The 17807-nt window shown below is 62.8% G+C and carries 13 protein-coding genes; 2 read left to right on the top strand and 11 right to left on the bottom strand.

Annotated elements, in window-relative coordinates:
* Both BSL82_RS10230 and BSL82_RS10225 read left to right on the top strand, forming a co-directional pair.
* Positions 1-225, top strand: coding sequence for a DUF2274 domain-containing protein (locus BSL82_RS10230; RefSeq protein WP_072597373.1), 225 nt, complete (start codon positions 1-3; stop codon positions 223-225).
* A gap of 43 nt (positions 226-268) precedes the next feature.
* Positions 269-469 carry a helix-turn-helix transcriptional regulator gene (locus BSL82_RS10225; RefSeq protein WP_072597372.1) on the top strand — a complete coding sequence of 67 codons (201 nt, stop codon included), beginning with the start codon at positions 269-271 and terminating at the stop codon, positions 467-469.
* Positions 470-481: 12 nt separating this feature from the next.
* Here BSL82_RS10225 and BSL82_RS10220 read toward each other — a convergent pair whose 3' ends face one another.
* The 11 genes from BSL82_RS10220 to BSL82_RS10170 all read right to left on the bottom strand — a co-directional run bounded on the left by BSL82_RS10220 (position 482) and on the right by BSL82_RS10170 (position 17790).
* Positions 482-1714, bottom strand: a complete 1233-nt coding sequence (locus BSL82_RS10220; RefSeq protein WP_072597370.1) for a tyrosine-type recombinase/integrase — start codon at positions 1712-1714, stop codon at positions 482-484.
* 267 nt (positions 1715-1981) lie between these two features.
* Positions 1982-2470, bottom strand: a complete 489-nt coding sequence (locus BSL82_RS10215) for a hypothetical protein (protein ID WP_072597368.1) — start codon at positions 2468-2470, stop codon at positions 1982-1984.
* Entirely contained in the window at positions 2467-2988 is a 522-nt protein-coding gene (locus tag BSL82_RS10210) for a glycoside hydrolase family 108 protein (RefSeq protein ID WP_072597366.1), read from the bottom strand. The genes BSL82_RS10215 and BSL82_RS10210 overlap by 4 nt, the downstream gene beginning before the upstream one ends.
* The gene (locus tag BSL82_RS10205; RefSeq protein ID WP_072597364.1) at positions 2978-3262 is read right to left on the bottom strand and encodes a hypothetical protein; all 285 of its coding nucleotides are present in this window, start codon (positions 3260-3262) and stop codon (positions 2978-2980) included. Before BSL82_RS10205 ends, BSL82_RS10210 begins: the two co-directional genes overlap by 11 nt.
* 10 nt (positions 3263-3272) lie before the next feature.
* Positions 3273-5279: a hypothetical protein gene (locus tag BSL82_RS10200; protein ID WP_072597362.1), complete on the bottom strand. Its 2007-nt coding sequence runs from the start codon at positions 5277-5279 to the stop codon at positions 3273-3275.
* 51 nt (positions 5280-5330) lie between these two features.
* A complete protein-coding gene (locus BSL82_RS10195) occupies positions 5331-11684 on the bottom strand; it encodes an LPD22 domain-containing protein (RefSeq protein ID WP_072597361.1) in 6354 nt (2117 codons plus the stop codon).
* The gene (locus BSL82_RS10190) at positions 11685-13775 is read right to left on the bottom strand and encodes a peptidoglycan DD-metalloendopeptidase family protein (RefSeq protein ID WP_072597359.1); all 2091 of its coding nucleotides are present in this window, start codon (positions 13773-13775) and stop codon (positions 11685-11687) included.
* A complete protein-coding gene (locus BSL82_RS10185; protein ID WP_072597357.1) occupies positions 13775-14362 on the bottom strand; it encodes a virion core protein, T7 gp14 family in 588 nt (195 codons plus the stop codon). Before BSL82_RS10185 ends, BSL82_RS10190 begins: the two co-directional genes overlap by 1 nt.
* Positions 14363-14367: 5 nt before the next feature.
* Positions 14368-14832 carry a hypothetical protein gene (locus BSL82_RS10180; RefSeq protein WP_072597355.1) on the bottom strand — a complete coding sequence of 155 codons (465 nt, stop codon included), beginning with the start codon at positions 14830-14832 and terminating at the stop codon, positions 14368-14370.
* Positions 14825-17185 carry a phage tail protein gene (locus tag BSL82_RS10175; protein WP_072597353.1) on the bottom strand — a complete coding sequence of 787 codons (2361 nt, stop codon included), beginning with the start codon at positions 17183-17185 and terminating at the stop codon, positions 14825-14827. Before BSL82_RS10175 ends, BSL82_RS10180 begins: the two co-directional genes overlap by 8 nt.
* A complete protein-coding gene (locus tag BSL82_RS10170; protein ID WP_072597351.1) occupies positions 17185-17790 on the bottom strand; it encodes a phage connector family protein in 606 nt (201 codons plus the stop codon). The genes BSL82_RS10175 and BSL82_RS10170 overlap by 1 nt, the downstream gene beginning before the upstream one ends.
* Between the last annotated feature and the right edge of the window lie 17 nt (positions 17791-17807).

Genomic DNA, 17807 nt, shown 5'->3' with positions numbered 1-17807 from the left:
ATGGCGGACATAAAACTTCCGCGGCTGCCGGATCGAACGCCGGTGAAGCTCACCATCCTCCTGAGCCCCCAACTCCACGCCGATCTTGGGCGCTACAGCGAAGCTTACGAGGCCGCCTACGGCAAGCAGGAAGGCATCGCGGAACTGATCCCGTTCATGCTCGCCAGCTTCCTCGAAAGCGATCCGGCCTTCCGGCGCGCGCGCAAGGGCAGAGGCGGCGACTAGGCACCCGAAATCCAAGACCGCCGATGGAATAGGAGACTGACCTATGGTCGCCACCGACCGAATTATCCGACTTAAGGCGGTGCTCGACCGCACCGGCCTGACCCGTTCGACACTCTACCGAAAGATCGAGGAAGGGACCTTCCCGCGTCAGGTGCCGATCAGCACCCGCGGAACGGGCTGGTTCGAATCGGCGGTCAACCGATGGATCGCCGATCCCAAAGCCTATCGCTCAGACGATGACTGACCCCCGGCCGGATTACTTTCCGGCCTTCCTCTTGCGGAACTCCCCTTTGATCACCTTAGCGCCGTCGCGCAGGAAATCGAGGTGGTCGGACCAGTGCTGCATCATGCGCACGCGCTCCTCCCAATATTCCCCGCGGGTATAGGCACGGCGAACGGAGTTGTTGTCGCAGTGCGCAAGCTGCCGCTCGATCGCATCGGGATGCCAAATGCCCATCTCGTTCAGGAGCGTGGCAGCCATCGCACGGAAGCCGTGGCCCGTCATTTCATCCTGCGCGAACCCCATGCGCCGAAGCGCGGCATTGATCGTATTCTCCGACATCGGCCGATCGACGGAACGCAGGGAAGGGAACAAGTAACGGCTGTAGTTCGCGTCGTGCTCGATCGTTTCGAGAATGGCGATCGCTTGCCGGGACAATGGAATGGTGTGATCTCGCCGCATCTTGGTCTTGTGCTTCGGGATCGTCCAAAGCGCCTTGTCGAAGTCGAAGTCCGCCCATTCGGCATGGCGCAGCTCGCCCGGTCGGACGAACACATGCGGCAAAAGGCGAAGCGCCGCCTTGGTATTAACATGCCCCTCGAACGTTTCGATGGCGCGCAGTAAGCCGCCCGCCCCCTCGGCACCGGTGATCGCTGCCCGGTGGACAGGCTGGGGAGCGATGAGTGCCCCGCGCAGGTCGGCGGCCACGTCGCGCTCGGCGCGCGCCGTGGCGATGGCGTAGCGAAATATCTGGCTGCATGTGCTGCGCAGCCGCTTTGCCGTCTCGTAGCGTCCCTTGCCTTCCATTTTTCGGAGCATCACCAGCAGCTCCTGTGCGGAGATCGAGGCGATAGGGCGCTTGCCGATCGAGGTGTTGATGAAGTCGAGCAGCCAGCGCAGCTTCTTCATGGTGACCGCCGAGCGGCCCTCGCGCTCAACCTTCTCCAGCCATTCGTCTGCGACGGCCTTGAAGCTGTTGGAGGCCGCGACGGTTGCGGCGATGCGGTCCAGCTTGATCCGCTCGCCGGGATCTTCCCCGCGCGCCAGAACTTTGCGGGCTGCGTCACGCTGTTCGCGGGCCTCGGCGAGGCCGGTGTCCGGATAGACGCCGAACGACAGCGTCTTTTGCTTGCCGAAGCGGCGATAGTTCATCCGCCAGTAGCGCGCCCCGTTCGGCGAAACGAGAAGATACAGGCCGTCGCTATCGCTCAGCTTGTAAGGTTTGGCACGCCCTTTGGCGTTCCTGATGGCTACGGCGGTCAAAGCCATGATGGTATCTCCCACATGGGGAGCGGCGACCTACCATCAGATATACCATCGATACGCTGGTATGTAGTGGTAGCCAGCCGCCCTGAATGGGATCACTATACCACATAAAACCCGCAGAAAACAGCCATTTATGGCATCTTCTGGCGCCTCTTGGGAAGCGCCGATGGTGACCCCTACGGGACTCGAACCCGTTTCGAGGGGTAGTAGGGGGAAACGAGGGGCGTGAAAAGCGCGGAAATGCGCGCTTCTATAACCCTGCGTTCCCCTTCATTCCCCTAATTTGTCCACGACTTTTCCCACGGCCTGTTGCTTGCGCACCCATTTCTGGAGCGCGTCGAGCTGGATCGCCTGTTCGGTGGCGGTCAGCGCGTCGGCGGGAGAAAGTCCAGCCTGACAGGCGGCACCATCAGGTCCGCCGGTGGCGTCGGGAACGCCGGGCAGATGGGCTGCTCCGGCGCTACGGGTATCGGCTGCGGCTTTGGCCCGCAGGCGCACAGCAGCAAGGCGCTGCTGATAATCAGTGCTCGCATCGGTGCTTATCCTTTGCTGTTCCTGCTCGGTTTGGCGCGCGGCTTCTTGATGGCGCAGCGTGACGCGCACAGCGGCCTCGCGATATGCCGCAATTTGAAGCTTCTTCGCGGCGACAGCGGCGTCGCGCTTGGCGGTCATGTCGTGCAGTCGATATGTCTGCACGCCGAGGGCGGCGACGAGCAGCCCGACGCCAATGAGTTTGGGGCTGATGGGTAGCGCGATCACGCGACCCTCGCGTCGATCCAGCCGTAGAAGAATGCGCGCTGACTTGGGTTCTTCTCGACGATCTCGGCGTACCGTTCGACCTGAAAGCCGTTCAGCACCTTGACCAGATTAAGGTGCCCCCGGTTGCCGCGCTTGAGCAGGAAGGCAGAGAGCGCATCAAGGGTCTTCTGCCCGATCTGCCCGTCGACCACCAGACCGCCGGAGAAGGTGTTGAGCGCCCGCTGGAGGAACCGCGCCGCGACGCCGGTGCCCATGTTCACCCCGGTGTCGAACAGCTCGGCCGCGACGGCGGGAGCCAGGCGGTCGATCCGGTCGAAGCCCGGTGCGGTCCAATACTGCTTGCGGTATATCGCCTTAGCGGTTTCGCGCGGCAGGTTTCGCATATCGCCCGCATAGCCAGTGGCGCGAGCTACGGCCTGCGTTATGCCGAAGTTGGTAGGTCCGCCACGATCCGCCGGGTGGTTGACGTAACCGCCCTCCCGCTTGAGCAGCTCTTCGAGCTCGGCCTCAATGTTCATGGGTGTCGGCCTTAAGCTTGTCGACCAGTGAGCGCACATGCGCCAACACCGCGCTCATCGGCGCGATGCGCTGGAGCTCGTCCAGCATCAGATCAATGGCCGTGGCCTGCACCGCCCGGCGTTCTGCGTTCGCCTTGTCCCGCTGCTCGCAGGCATCGAGCTTTGCTTCGATGGCTTCGAAGCGCGACGACACCTTGTTCCATACAAAGGCTATGCCGCCGCCGATGGGAAGAAGGGTGCCGCAAAGAGCAGTGATTATCGCAGCAACGTCCATCGAAGCGCCCTCATATGAAATAGAAACCCGAGAAAAGGATGTTGCCGCTCTGCGCCGCGAAACCGACGGGGTAGTAGCGGCCGTTCACGTGCACCAAGCCAGCACCGAAACCGGTGTTGCCCACCTCATCGACGCCCGGAGCGGCGGTCTGCGCGCGCGGCGTGAGCCCCGGCGGGAGGTTGAAATATGCTGTCCCCGCAGCGCCGTTCGCTATCGTGCCCCCACCGCTCGGCGTCGCTTTTATGGCGAAGAACACCGTGTTGCCGATCAGCGAAAACTCACCGGAGAGCGTGACGGTGCCTGTGATTGTGAAGCCGCTCTGCGTCGGGGTCCACGTGCGCGAGACGCCTTCCCGCACGTCGTCCAGATTGGCGACAAGCGGGTCTGACGGGTTGCCCTGATACCGGCAGTTCTTGGCCGTCGCGCGCCGCCCGTCGAGGCTGTGGCTCCCTGTCCCCGAGTTGGTCAGGACGAAGGCGGTCGCCGATAGTACAATGTCGACTGTATCGAGGAGCACCGACGCATCGTTGGTGTACCTCACAAACGCACCGGTGTGCCCGCCGTTGGTATGGCTCCCCCCTCGGATTTCAGCGCGGGTGCGGTTCGTGACCAGCTCGAACAGCGAGACCGAATGTGCGCACTGCTCGGAATAGCAGTTCTCTACGATCAGCCCCGAGACGTTCGTCGCCAGCAGGATGCGCCCGCAAAGCGTCCAATCACACTCTTCGAAGCGCCACATCGTTCCGGCATTGATCTCGATAGAGGCGACGGTGGCCGCGCCGTTGAAGAATTTGCAGTTCACCATCTTGTTGAGGTTGGTGAACAGTCCTCCGTTGAATATCGATTTTACGTGCCGGTGTGTCGCGTGCGCGGTCGTGCCGAAGTAACCGAACGTGCAGTTGTGCGCCTGGAGATAAATGAAGTTCGCGTCGAGGCAGACGGCCAAATCCTTAGTGAAATGGCAGTTCCGCAGCGTCAGCGTAGAGATATATTCGACGTAGCCGTTGTTGCCGACGATACCGGTTGCTCCGGTGCCGTCGAACGTCAGGTTCTCGATTGTGCTGTATTCGTTGGTCGCTGCGTGCTTGAGCACCGGGAGCCCGGCGGTGTTGTACAGCTTCGTGCGGGCCGCGCCGACTTCGCCCTCAAGGTGGCAATGGTAACCGCCGTTGAGCGTCTTGTTCATCCGGTAGTCGCCATGCGGCCACCAGACACGCCGGTTGGTGTTGAGCGCGGCCTGACCGGCCGCCCAATCGATGCTATCGGTGAGCGCGGTGGCGTGCGGATAGACCGCCTGCGCCGCTGCAAGGGAACCGAACCGCTCGGAAAGGGGATGCAGCGCGCCGTCGCCAATGGCACCGAACGACTTCACGCTGACGCGATCAGCCAGAACCGAGTTGAGCGTGCGCGTGACCGATCCGGTATCGTCACCGAGGAACTGGAGCTTATTGAGGATGTCTTGCAATACGCTGACATCGCTGCTGATCTGCGCTGCATCATCCACGGTGAACGGCGGTGTGGCCGACGTGTCGATTGCGAGCAACTCGCCGTTTGTGCCGAACCCTAGGTACTTACCGGCGCGCTTCGTAATGGTTGGAAGAACGAGATTGTTTTCACCAATCGGCAGCAATAGCGCGCGCGAAACGCCACCTTTGAGCTGCTGGATCAGAATGGTGAGACGATCGAATGCGTTCTCGACGACCTTGGGATAAAAGGCCGACTGGCTTGTGATGCTCGTACCCTGCGTGGCGGCGACGGTGGAAGTAATATAGACATCCGCACCGACTGGATAAGCCGAGGCAACTATGTTGACGATGCCACCGGGGGTCGCATCTTGGTCGGCGTTCAGGGTGACCGTATAGTCGACCCCTTGAACGAGTTCGACTTCTACACCGTCGATAGTCCTCCGCGCATCGATGTCGCTCGCCGCGAAGACCTTGAACGCGAACGGCAGAGCCGCAGCATTTCCAGTGCCCGCAAACGGGCCAGCCTGCCGGGATGTCGTGGTGATCGTCATGGCAAAAGACCATGACCGAATAGGAAAGAGGTAAGCGGGCGGCCTGTGCCGTTATTTCTTCGGCGGTGGGCCGAGCAAAAGCGCCAGCGGGTTGTGCGTCTTGCCTTCCGACAGGGCCTTGAACCCGAGGGTGGTGCGCTGGATTTGCGCCGCCGGATAGTGGAACAGGATGCCACCGAGACGGTTGGTTGCTTTCCAGAACGCCTCGTCGAGTTCGCCCTGCGATGCCTGCTTATAGAAGGCGGCGGCCTGCTGCATGATGATGCCCGCCGGAGCCGACGCCCTGCCGTCCGATTGGATAATCGAGCCGATCTCGCGCAGCCCCACCATCATTCCGAACATGTAGGAGAGGTTCGACTTGATAATCTCTTCGGCCAGTTCCTCGGGGTCATCGCCGTCGCCGCGCAGCGCGGACAGGATCAGCGTGGAGAGTGTCGCGGGCAGGATCGAAAGCAACAGCATATCAGCGGCGAGCAGAGGCAGGCGGCTCGGCCCGACGAGGCGGGTCTCGCCGATGCTTTCGGCAGCGAGGTTATAGGTGACGGAGAAGTAGCTGTAGAAGTTCGTCCACAATTTCTGGAGCGGCCCGCCGCGCTGGATACCGGCAAGGTCTTTGATCTGTCCGCCACCCTGGCTGTCGAGCACCGCTTGATCGGCGAGCGCAACCGCGCGCTCGTGATCTTCACCGGCTGCGATAGATTTCTCGTACTGGCCGACCCATGTGGGCACGTCAGCGATGAGCTGGAGTTTGGCGATGAAGATGAAGAAGCTCTCCTGCACCATCCGCCGATAGGGGTTGGCGTCGCTCACCGTGTTGCGGATTTCGCTGATCTCCCGCTGCTGCGTGGCCGCGCGCTGCGTCATGAACGGGCTCTGCTCGCGTATCCACGTGAGGGTGCTCTCCATGCGGGCTGCGTCGCCGAGCCAGCGGGAGAGCCCACGGCCGACCCATTTGGGGCCGATGCGCTTTATAGACTGCGACAGCCCAAGCGGCTGCATCAGCGCCGTGGTTACGCTCCAGCCCATGCCCGCTACCGTCACACCGGTGCGGAGGTAGTTCAAGCCGCGCTCAAAGCTGTTAGCGGCGGGCACATCACCGGCGGCCATGTCTTCGAGCACCTTACGGAACGCACGCAAAGTTTCCGGGCCGTAGTGATCGCGGATCGCGCCGTCGATGGGCTTGGCGCGCAGCAGCCGGTTGGCATCGATCAGATATTCATGCCACGCTAGATCGTGCACGACCTCGGTGACATGCTGCGTCAACACGCCAAGGTCTTTCCGCACGGGACGTTTGACAGTGTTTACACGCTCTTTGGTATGCCCGCGCCGGGTGGTAGCGCGCGTGTACGCGCCGCGAAGCCCGTTGGCGACGAACTCCGCAATGCCATGGGCTTCGGCCTGCGTCGACCGCTCGGCGTCGTACTTGATCGGGTAATAGCCGCCGCGCAGGTCAAGCGTCTGGCCGTCGGACGTGGTGACGCGCAGCGGCTCCGCGTCGACCTTCTCCGGGGCGACGCCCGTGACGCGGCGCTCCTTGGTTTCGACATCCGGCCAATAGGAGTTGACGAAATCCCATAGCTGCTGGACGACGCCCCACTGCTCCGCCGTCAGCGTCGAGGCGATGGCGTCAAGCTGGTCGGCGCTCCATTTGTCGCCCATGAGCACGCGCTCGCGGTTGATGCTGTTGCCCATGTTCAGAGCAATCGCCATGCGCCCTTCGAGTGAGAGCGATGCGCCGATGGCGGGAACGAACTCTTTCTGCGTCCAGCCGGAGAGCGGCTTGAGGATTTCGGCAATGCGGCGGGTGGCATCGGCGCGCATCGCCGCCTCGCGGTCCCCCGCCTCATTCATCGGGCGGATGAACAGCTCCCACAGCGGCCCGCCGTCCTTGAAACCGTCCATCTGTCGGATGACGCTCGCGAACTTGCGGTGCATGGCGAGGAAGTCGAGCGCACCGCGCTTCAATGATTTGATCCACCCGCCGTGTTCGAGCTCCTGCTCGCGCGTGGTGACAGCGTTTCCTCGGATCGCATTGACGGCGCGGTCAACCGCCTGGCCGAAATCGCGATCCTTCTTCGCGGTGAGCAGCCGGGTCTTGAGGCGGCCGAGGTGCTCAATGTTCTGGATTGCGTCGCGCAGGCCGCGAAGCTCCTCGACCGTCATCTCCTTATAGCTGCGCTTCTGGAGCTGGCCGACAAGCTCGTCGGGAATGATCGGTTCGAAGCCAAGTTCGCGCTGCTTTTCGATCCACTCGGCGAGGCTCGCCTTGCGGTCGATTGCGCGGAGGGTCGTCGACCGTTTGAGGTCCACGGCTTCGAGCAGTCCGTGGATTTGTTCAAGATATGACGGATCGATCGACTTTGCCGCGCCGGGGCGGTCGAACCTGCGGAAATAGTCGACCATCTTCTCGACATCTTCGCGGGCGCGGATCGCTTCGCGCGCCGCGTAGGTGTTGATGAGCTGGTTGCGCTTCTCCGATGCTGCGGCGGTGAGATTGCCGTCAGCCATAGCTTTCTGCGCGGCGCGTGCTGCTCGGGCAGCAGCGGCCTCGTACATAGCAGGCCGGATATCGCGGTAACGCAGCCGGTCGATTGTGGCGCGCGCAAACTGCCGCGCCGCTGTGGCGAGCGTCTTCGGCTTTCCAGAGGCGCGCGACAACGCGGAGAGCTCGGCGGCGACGAACCGCGCGCGGGCCTCGTTGTGGATCGCGCGGTCGGCGGCTTCGTCAATGCTCTGCGGGTCGGTCAAATCGCCGTGCTCTTCGAGCAGGCGCTTCTCGACCAGACCCTCAATTTTTTCGTTCATCGGCTCGGCCGCCATCAGCTCGCGGATCATGTGATCCGCAGAGGAGAAGCCGAAGAGCTCGGCGACCTGCTCCGGGTGGACGCCGTTTTCGCGCGACACCATGCCGTAGCCGCCGGAGCCGAGCGCGTCGCGGATCGAGCGGAAAGCGGGTGTATCGCCGTACATGGCCTCCAGCTCGGGCAGCTCGGGCAGCGCGAGACGGTGCGGCCCCTCGGCTTTATCACCGTTGATGAGGCCGCGCGTCAGGTAGAGCCGCGCCGCATAGACGGGTTCCGCCGCAACTTCGGCAGCGACCTGCTGGCGCACCGCTTTGCGCACTGCGTCGGCCTCGCGCTTCAACCGGTTGACCTCGCGGCCCCGCGCATTGTTGAGCCAGCGCATATCGCGCAACGAGCGGGCTTCGAGCTCTTCGGTCGCCTCGGCGGTCGCCTGCTCACCGGTGCGCTGATAGTCGCGCCACTGGTCCTCGGTCATGCCGGACTGTTCGCGGTTCTCGAACAACGGCATCATTGACCGGGCGTTCTCCGCCTCCGCGATCTCGTCAGCAGATGCGAGCATCCGGTCCATGACACCGCGCACCGATGGCGAGACTGTGACGTTGAGGTTTGCCGCCCGGCGATAGACCGCAACGAGCCACGCGCGGAAGGCGCGGAAGATGTTCTGCAAGCGGACGGCAGGGGCTTTGCCGGTATAGAGATACGCCTCGAAGCCGCGCGCGAACTTCTCATGATGCTCGCGCTTCTCCTCCAGCGACATGCCGTTCCATGTCTCGGCGTCAACGCCGAACCAGTCGAGCAGCCCGCCGAAATCGTCCTTCACACCCTGCGGCGCATCAGGGCTGGACGCCAGGCGGTGCATAACTTCGAGGAAGAAATGTCCGCTCTCGTGGAGGAAAGTGGACAGATCGGCGCTGGCGAGTAGCGTTATAGTGTCGGTGCTTGGGCTGTATGCGCCGCGCGCTTCCTGATCCAGCTTGTCTTTCGACCGCAACGAGAGTATAGGCTTTTTCTGCCTCGCCGGGCTAATGTCTGGAATTGGACCAGAATAACGTCCCGGTGAGGCTTCCCGCTTATAAACCTTGTTCCCCTTGCGCTCCTCGGCCGCGATCATACGCGCAACGATATCGTCGCCGGTCTTGCTGCCGTGTCGTTCCTTGCCATAGGCGCTCAGAACAACATTGTTGCCTTTGCCAGTGTCCGGCATGATCGCCGCGATTATCGGGTTGCCCTCGATGTCGCGCGCGTCGAGTTGCGCAATGAGCGTGCTCGCGTGGTTTGGATCAGCCGATGGGAACACGGCAAGCGGATCAGCAAGCAGCTCGGGAAGGTTGTGGAACACCTCGGCCGGAACGCGGTGCTTGTCCCTGATAGTGGCGATCTTCGCGCGTCCGATCACGAGAGGCGCGGCGGGCAGGCCCATATCGACGAGCACAGACGGCGTGCCGCCCATATCGAGGAAGCCGATAGTGCGCTTGCCCGAGAGGGCGGCGTCAATACCAGACACCCAGGCGGGAGACTGCGCGAACGATTGCGACCCGACGGCTGCTTGCCCGCTGTAAAGCTCATCGGTTACGAAAATGTCTGCCTTGTGCTGCCGCCCATTAACGAGCACCGTATCTGTATCTTTGAAGTGTTCCGCGAGCGCATCCCACCCCTTGAGCACCGCAGGGTTGTTGATATCTCCGGTGAAACGCACAACGAAATCATAGTCGCTGTTATCATGCGATTTGCCAGATGCTCGGCTTCCCACGACATACACGTCATCTATAAAATCCAAGGGGAGCCCGGCGGCAGACGCAACCCGGCGCGCATCCTCCAACATTCGTTGCTGTTGAACGCGTACCTCCACCGGGAGCGAAGCCGCCTGCTCCAACGCATCACCCGTCGGTGCTGTCGCCTGCACGCGCACCGGGAAACGCTCGTAGAGTTCCTCGGCGGTGGTGCCGAGGCGGGCGGCCATCGCCGAGTAGAACGCGCCGTGGAGTTCCGCGTACCGCTCATTGACCGCCGGGGTGAAGCGGTTCGCCTGGCCGAGCTGTTCGAGCACGCGGTCGCGCACGACATTCGCGGAGGCTTCGCGCTCGGTCTCCTGCGACTGCGCGGTGAGCGCGTCGTCGATTTCCTTCTGGAGTTGTTCGCCCTTGGACGACATGAACTCGTCGGCCTCGGCCTTGGTCATGCCGTTCGGGTCGGTCTTGATGTGGTCGAGCAGCGCCTCGCCTGCGGGGGTGCCCGCCAGCAGCGTTGTGAAATCCGCCACCGGAATGCGGACATCGGTTCCGGCCTGCATCGCTTCGGTTACACGCGGGCCGAGCATCTCAAGGGCTGCGGCCTGCTGCGTCTCATCGAGACCGGACTGGTTGAGCACCTCGCCCAAAGTCTGCGGATTGACATAGATGTCTTCGACCGGCGAGCCCTCGGCGGCCTGTTCGATGAAATCGCGAAAGGTGGCAGCATCGCGCTGGCGGACCTTGGATGCAGCAGCGAGCTGCCCGAGATCGGCAATCGTCTGCCTGTCAGCTTCGGCTTGCGCTGCGCGCGCTTCATTCTTGCGCAACCGCGTCCCGACGGTGTGTAGCCCGCCCATAACGCCTGACTGAACAAGCGTCGCAACAGCGGTGTTGTACGCGGCATCCGGTCGTTCGCGCCAGAAATCTGCCCACGTCTTATCGGGATTGGCAACTGCCGTGTCGATGGCATCCTGAACAAAAGTGGCGACCTGTTCGGAGGGGAGCTCGCGTCCAACAAGGCCGGTCAGGAACTCACCGGCTCCGGCTTTGCCGAAACGTGAAACCAGAAAGCTCATGGGGAGCATTTCGGTCGCAACCTCAACGCCGCCTTCGCCAACTGAACCCAACGTAGCCTCGCCAGGCGTTGCCCCGCGCGAACGGTATTTTGCATAGGCGGGAGCCTGCGTCTGCGCCCCCATAGCAGTGAGGCCAAGGACGGGGTTGGCGAACGTCAATGCAACGGACGGCGCTGTTTGAAGAAGGCTCTGCAACCCCCCGTAAACAGCCGAAGCCGTGCCACTCTCGAATGCGGGAGTAGAGGCTTCGGTGCGCCCGGCCGAGCGCAAATAGTCTAGCTCAGACCTCGTGCGCATACCCGCCGCTCGCTGCTGGCGTGGCGTAAATCCGGGAAGCATATCGCCAATCAAGTCATCAGCCATCATGCCGATGCCCGCGCGTATCTGCCGGAAACTCTCTACCGTGGATGTTGCCAGCCCACGGATATAGCTCCCGATGCCGGGCTCGGGCTGGCGCTGCGCGCGTATCGAGCCGAACTTACGTTCGAGCTCTGCCATATTGGCAACGTCGTCCTGCGCTATTGCTGCCTTACTGGCGCTGCCCATCAACCGGGTAGTTATGGGGCGCGTCCGCGCCATCTCATCCCAATCGGTGTTCGTCTCGCGCACCCGTTGCTCGAAGCCTTGCGGGTCGCGACGCGCGCTTTCGATGGGGATACCGAGAGATTGCGCCTTGCGCTGGAGGTCGGCGTCAGAGTCGGGGTTGATGCCGACAACTGCCATCGAGGCCGCCCGCGCATCCTGCGCCGGAGAACCGAACAGGAGATCGGCGGCTTGGTCAGCGGAACGGGCCAATTATTCCCCCATCGCGTAATACATGGAAAGGATGCTGTCGTCGGTGATCGGCACGCCGCGCGATTTGAGGGTGCCCTCGATCTGCGCGCGGGTGTCGTCGCTGATCTCGTCGACGCCGAGGCTCAACCGTGGGCGGGCCGGTTGGGCCGTGCCCCACAGCGAATTGCGCATCGGCACCGCACGGGTGAACTGCCGGTCGATGAATTGCTCGACTTCAACATCGTTCATCTGTTTGCCGGTGCGCTGCTGTTCCTCGGCAATTGCGTTGTTCACAAAGCGGCGAACCGCGCCCACGCGGGCCATCGCGGCTGTGTCATCGGTCTTCGGTAAAGGATCGATGCCAAGCGACGACAGCCGGGTGTCGACGGTGCGCTTGATCGCCGCGTTGTTGAGCGAGCCGGGTGCGTTTTTCGTGCCACCGCCGCGCAATTCGGCGCGCTGGTTGGCGAAATGCTTGAAGTCGCTCTGCGACAGCTTCGGGCGCAGCGAGAGGAACTGGCTATCGGAAAGCGAAGAAAGCAGCTCCGGTGACGAGGCAAGCGTTGCGTATGCCACTTCGTCAGTCTGGTCCCCGCTGGTTCGGATCGTGTTTGCGAAGCTGATCGCGCTATCGTATTTGTCGGCTGGGATAGCGGCGCGGACGCGCGCGGGCAGGGCCGCGATGTCGCCGCCGTTCTGGATAAGTGCCGTGTAAACACCTGTCATCGCCTTATCTTCGCGGTCGCGGTCGGAGGCTTCCTTCATCTGCCACCGCGCGGCGAGCTCCGAGCGGGCTGCTTTGATGAGATCGGTCGACGCATCTGCGGGAAGGCGGGCACGGGTTTGCGCCCAAGCGTCCTCCAGCGTCGCGGGCTTCGTTGTGGCGCTGCCAGGCGCGAGCGGATCGACCGCGCGGCCGTCCTTTTCCAGCTTGTAATGGAGGTGCGGCCCGGTCGAGCGGCCCGTATTGCCGGAGAGGGCGAAGACCTGCCCGGCCGCCACCTTGTCGCCGACCTTCACTTTCTGGTCGGACAGGTGTGCGAACCCGCCGACGGAGCCATCGGGGAAGCGGATGCGCACAGCTTTGCCGTTGCTGGCGTCCTCCCAAACCTTCACGACTTCGCCGCCCGCCGGTGCGCGCACCGGCGTGCCGACCGGCACCGCTATGTCGACGCCGTTGTGCACTTCGTTACCGCGCTTCTCACCGAAGCGCGAAGTCACGCGCCCACCGATAACCGGCATACCGTGGCCTTCCACGGCCTGCGCATCGCCCATCGCCGCGTCGACCGCGCCCATGACGACGCGGCCCTGCGTCTCCCGGCGGATGACCCCTTCGACCTTCACCCGGTCAGCTTCTTGCAAGTCGCTGCCATAGCGGTCGAACAGTGCCGACGCGGTGGTGATGTCCTCGCTATCGATGGCCGACGAAATCGCGCCGACAAGCGCGCGGGACTTGGCGACATTGGAGAGTGCGGTGATCTCGTTGCCCGAGAGCCCTTGCATCCGCCCGAGCTGATGGATGCTCGGTGCGAGCCGGTTGTTCAGCTCATCGTCGATCACATCGAAGTTGCGAGCATTACGCGCTATGGTCTCAACTGAGAGATCGGCGGTGCCCTTGACGACTGACTGCTGATAGCCCCGATATTCTGCCGCCTCATATTGCGTGGTCTGCGCAGCAAAGCTGGACCGCAGCCGCATCGCCTGCTGTTCGAACATCTGGCGCTGAGCGTCGTTTGAAAGGCCGCTGCCTATCTGATCGAAGCGTTCGCGCAGCTTGCCGTCGTATTCGTCGGCGAGCGGCTTTCCGCTGTCCCGGAACATGACATCGCGGCCCTTGGCCTGCGTATAGCCCTGCTGCGGATCGTAAGTCAGATCTAGAATTGCCTGGCGCGCTTCGTTTTCCGCTTCGAGCACACGGAGCTGGTTGGCCTCCCGCGCGGCGTCGATGGCGATATCGGCCATTGCACCACCGAGCTGTTCAGTTGCCTGTCCGAACTGCTGGAGCTGGCGCGCTGGCGCGTCCATTCCTGCGGTCGAGGGAGGATCGAACCGCGCGCCCGTAGGGCCGGACGGCGCGACCTGAAAATTATCTTGGGTGGGAACGCGCGCCATCAGCCGAATACCCGGTCGTCAGCGCCCGAGAAATTGTATCCGAGACGCTTGCTGCCGGGCTTTCGGTCGAATGCGCCTTCCTTATCGAGCGCGTACCACTCTTTTCCGATCTTGCCCGCCGAGCCAAGCAGTGAAGTTGCGCCGGAGAGAAAGGGGCTGATGCCGGAGCGCGCGCCGCGCGCCATGATGGCATCGCTGCGGTAGCCGCTAGCCCGGCTCCGGTAGCCAGCCGCCTCGCGCGCGGCGTTCTGGCGGATGGTGTTGGCGTCGACTTCGCCGAGATAATCGGTTGAGACCAGCCGGTCGAGCGGTGAGCCTTCGCTCATGTCGACACCGTTTGCGCCCATTGTGGCGCGCTGGCTTGATTTGAGCTGTGCGGTCTGGAGGCGCGAACGCTGTTCCTCGAACTCGCCGCGCTGGAGAACGGCGCGTGCGTCGTCCATCGCCATGCCAGCGTTGATATCAGCAAAGCGGGCTTGGAGGCCAAGTGCTGTGCGCTGGCTCGATGCACCGAAGATCGCGCCTGCTGCCGAGCTTACCGCACCCGCACCCTGCGTAACCAGCGATGCGGCACCGGCGTTGCACATGGCGTTTACACTCTCCGCATTTCAAATTTCCTGAACGGGAGACCTGCTGCGCCGTAGGGTTCGGGGTCGAAGAGGGTGAACCCGAGCCGCGACAGAAAGCGGATACTCGCCGTGTTCCGCACATCCACGTAGTTCTGGAGAACAGGATAGAAGCGCAGAGCATCCACAACATACTGACGGGCTGTGCGGGTAAGCGGGCGCGCATGGCGCGCGAGCTGCGGCGTGGCGAGAAGCCAGGGTGTGCCGACATCGCCAAGCAATGAGAGGGGGGCGACACCGTACAAGGCCATCAATTCGCCATCGCGGTCAACCGCCGTGGCGTAAGTCGAAAGTGCGAGCGAGCGCGCAATCGTGATGACGGGTGCTGCGCCCGCCGCCGCCACAATTTCGGCCTCATCGCTCGGCCGAAGATTCGCGGCAAGCGCGGCGGCGTCCTCCTTGCGCACCGGGCGAAAGACGAGATCAGCCACCGGCGGAGAGCCCCAAGGTCATCGATACCAGCGTGAAAGGCAGAGGATCGCTATGGCGCAGGCACACCTTGCCGTCGTTGCTCCACGTTGGTGTTATCGCGAGCCGGATTTCATCGGTGATAAAGTTCGGCGGGGCACCGTAAACCTCGGTGGTGCGTGGCTTGTGCTCGGTGAGCTTATCGAAGCTCGGTCCCGCGAATATGCCGCGCGACGCGAAGACGCGGAGCCAGACCTCGCTCACGTTCTTCGGGCGGCCCTGACCATATCCTTGCGCTTCGAAGGCGAGTGGCAGGGTCTCTATGTCGGCTTCGATCTCAAGCCCTACGTGGACAAGGCTCGCCGGAATATCCAGTGAGATCGCGCCCCCGACGACAGTGCGTTTCGGATGCACGGCCCCGTCCGTCAGGATGGCGACCGTCTTGCCCTCAAGCCAATCAAGGCCGCTGATCTCATCAACCGGCGCGCCCGAATAGGTCGCACCGAAATCGACGAAGAACCCAGTGGCGTCGTCCGTCGACTGGCGCGGAGCCATCCGCTCCACGAACCTTTCTGTCCCGAGCGAAGTCGTGCGGGCAACAACAGCATAGAGAACGTCGGCATCCCCTTCGGGCACAGCACATATACTCTCGAAAGCGCCGTCCGTGGTGTCATGCCGGTGCCAGGCCCCCACTTCCTGTTCGGGCACATAGGTGAGGCCGAGCAGCTTGCCGGTAGTAGAGACCGCCCACACCGTCGGGACGGGTGCCTTTGCATAAGCGAGTTCGAGGACTGCCGCGCCGTCGAACAGGTGGGGAGCGCGCAAACTTGTGTCGCCGGTGATATAGCCGCCCGCTTGCCAGTTGAACGCCAGTTCCCTGATGTGTCCACCGCGCGCGGCAGAGAACAAGAGGTTGTTGTTCACGATGACGGGCTGCGCCGCACCCGCCCCGATAAAGCTCTGCGCGCGCACCGACACGTCAGGGGTAAGCACCTCGCCGCTTGCCGGGGTCACCCGCCACTCCGCGCTTTCAGACAACAGGATGAGGTCGGCCATAGGAACTATGTGCCGGATCGCGCTGCGTTCACGCGCAGCGATGCGGAACCTTATGCTGTCGTCGTCGCGGGTCGGGATCGAATACGAGAGATTGCTCTCCGTGCCCGAACGTGTCGCCCAAAAATTGGCAGGTTGCATGTCGGAGTTTGCAAAACAGCGACGCTGCTCAAAATATCCCACAGTCGAAGGGTAGTTGTTGGCCGAGCCAAAGAACGTCTCTGAGATAGGCGGAGTACGTGACAGATCGGCCGCTATATTGTCGTCCGTGAACGAAAGGTTCTCAGTCTGGCCGATGAACCCATAGAGGCCATTCGAAAGCTTATAGACATTGTACCGCTTTGCGCCCGTAACGGCCGCCCATGAAATCGTATTATAGGCACCGGTATCGAACAGATTGTTAGAACACCGGGCCGCGCCCACCAGCGCCACGGTGCCGCCGCCAGAATACGTGCTGAAACTGGAGGTATTCAAAGGCGTCCCCGTGCTCACATCTTTGAGCGTCATCGACACAATGCCGGGCGTGGGGAACTCTCCACCACCGGGGGGCGTGAAACTGTAAGAGTTTATCAGGTAGTAATTGCCGTTGACCTCGCTCATCCCCCCGACGCCGGACACATAAACCTTGTCACCCACGGTAAAGCCGGGATCGGTAAAGGACGTGGCGCTGAACACGCCGGGGTTCGCCTTCGTGATGCCGGTCAACGTCACCGAGCCGGAGAGGCTGTTGGCCGCTGGCGCGCTCTCATCCTGCCCGGAAACTGCGGTGACCGTGTAAGATTGCAGGGTCGGCGTGCCGGGGGTTGTGGTGGCCGGGGTCGCGGTCGCCGCTACGCCGGTCGGAGGAGCAAGCGGAGAGGCAAAGGAGATCGTCGAATACGTCCAGTTCGTTGTGCCGAGGCGCTTCAATTCGGCCGGTGGGTGGTTCGGATGCACCAGCGTGACGACATCGTTCGACTGGACAAACTTAACGCCAGCGAGGTCACTCTCTGCATATGGGTTGGCGACCTCATAGGGAACACCGCCGGAGAGGATGGTGCCGCCCTGCGTATGGAACCGGAAGTAGCCCGCGCCGAGCTCGATCACGAGGCTTTGGTCCGTGGCGAAAACGAACGGGATGACCCGTGTCTTGACGGCCGGGTTCTTCACCTTGCGCACCATCATGAGCCCGCCCCGGTTGGTAGCTGGCCCGTGTGGCTTCACGATGAAGTTGCGGCAGGTTCGGAGCCCCGTCTGGTTCTTCACGTCGTCTATGCGGCCGAAGAACTCAGGCGTGACCTCTCCACCGGCGAAGGAGCGTGCATAGGTGCGCAGGTCCGTCATCAGCGCCCCACTACCCAAGGAGCTTTGGGGTCGAGCCGCGCGACGGCCTTGTTCGCATCGCTTTCAGTCGCGTCGGCCAGCCGTGCGAGGAAGGTCTGCCAGCAGGTCTTCGCGGCGTTGACACCGCTCTCTCCCTTCACCAGCGGGCCAGCGACCATTGATGCGAGCAGCCACGAAAGCGTCTCGACGAACAGCGGCGAGAACCGGCCGGGGTCGGAGATGCGCAGCACATGACGTAGGATTGCATCGGGTACATCGGTCAGCAGGATCGACGCCCCGTTGGTGTCTATCTCGATTTCGAACTCGGCCGACGGTTCGGTGAACCGGCCGCCAGGCTCGTAAACCTTGAGGGGGCGCAGGCACTTGTTGGGAAGCGCGTAAGCAAAGCCGTAGCCGTCGACGGTTACCGACAACGGTGCCAGCGGCGCGGTAGTGGTCGCGAAAGACCACGTGTGCAATTCAAGGAGACTGTCGCGGGCGATAGGATAGAAACGGGCGCAATGCCCGGCCTGCGGCGACCCTTCGGGCGGATCGATGCTCGCCACCGAGGCATCATCGCCGAGGTGCGCGAGCGCGAGGTTGGCAATATCAATCTCGGATGCCACGAGGCCGCTCCCTAAAA

Origin of the sequence: Tardibacter chloracetimidivorans (assembly GCF_001890385.1) — a bacterium.
Taxonomy (GTDB): Bacteria; Pseudomonadota; Alphaproteobacteria; order Sphingomonadales; family Sphingomonadaceae; genus Tardibacter; species Tardibacter chloracetimidivorans.
This window is presented reverse-complemented; position numbering and strand designations above follow the sequence as displayed.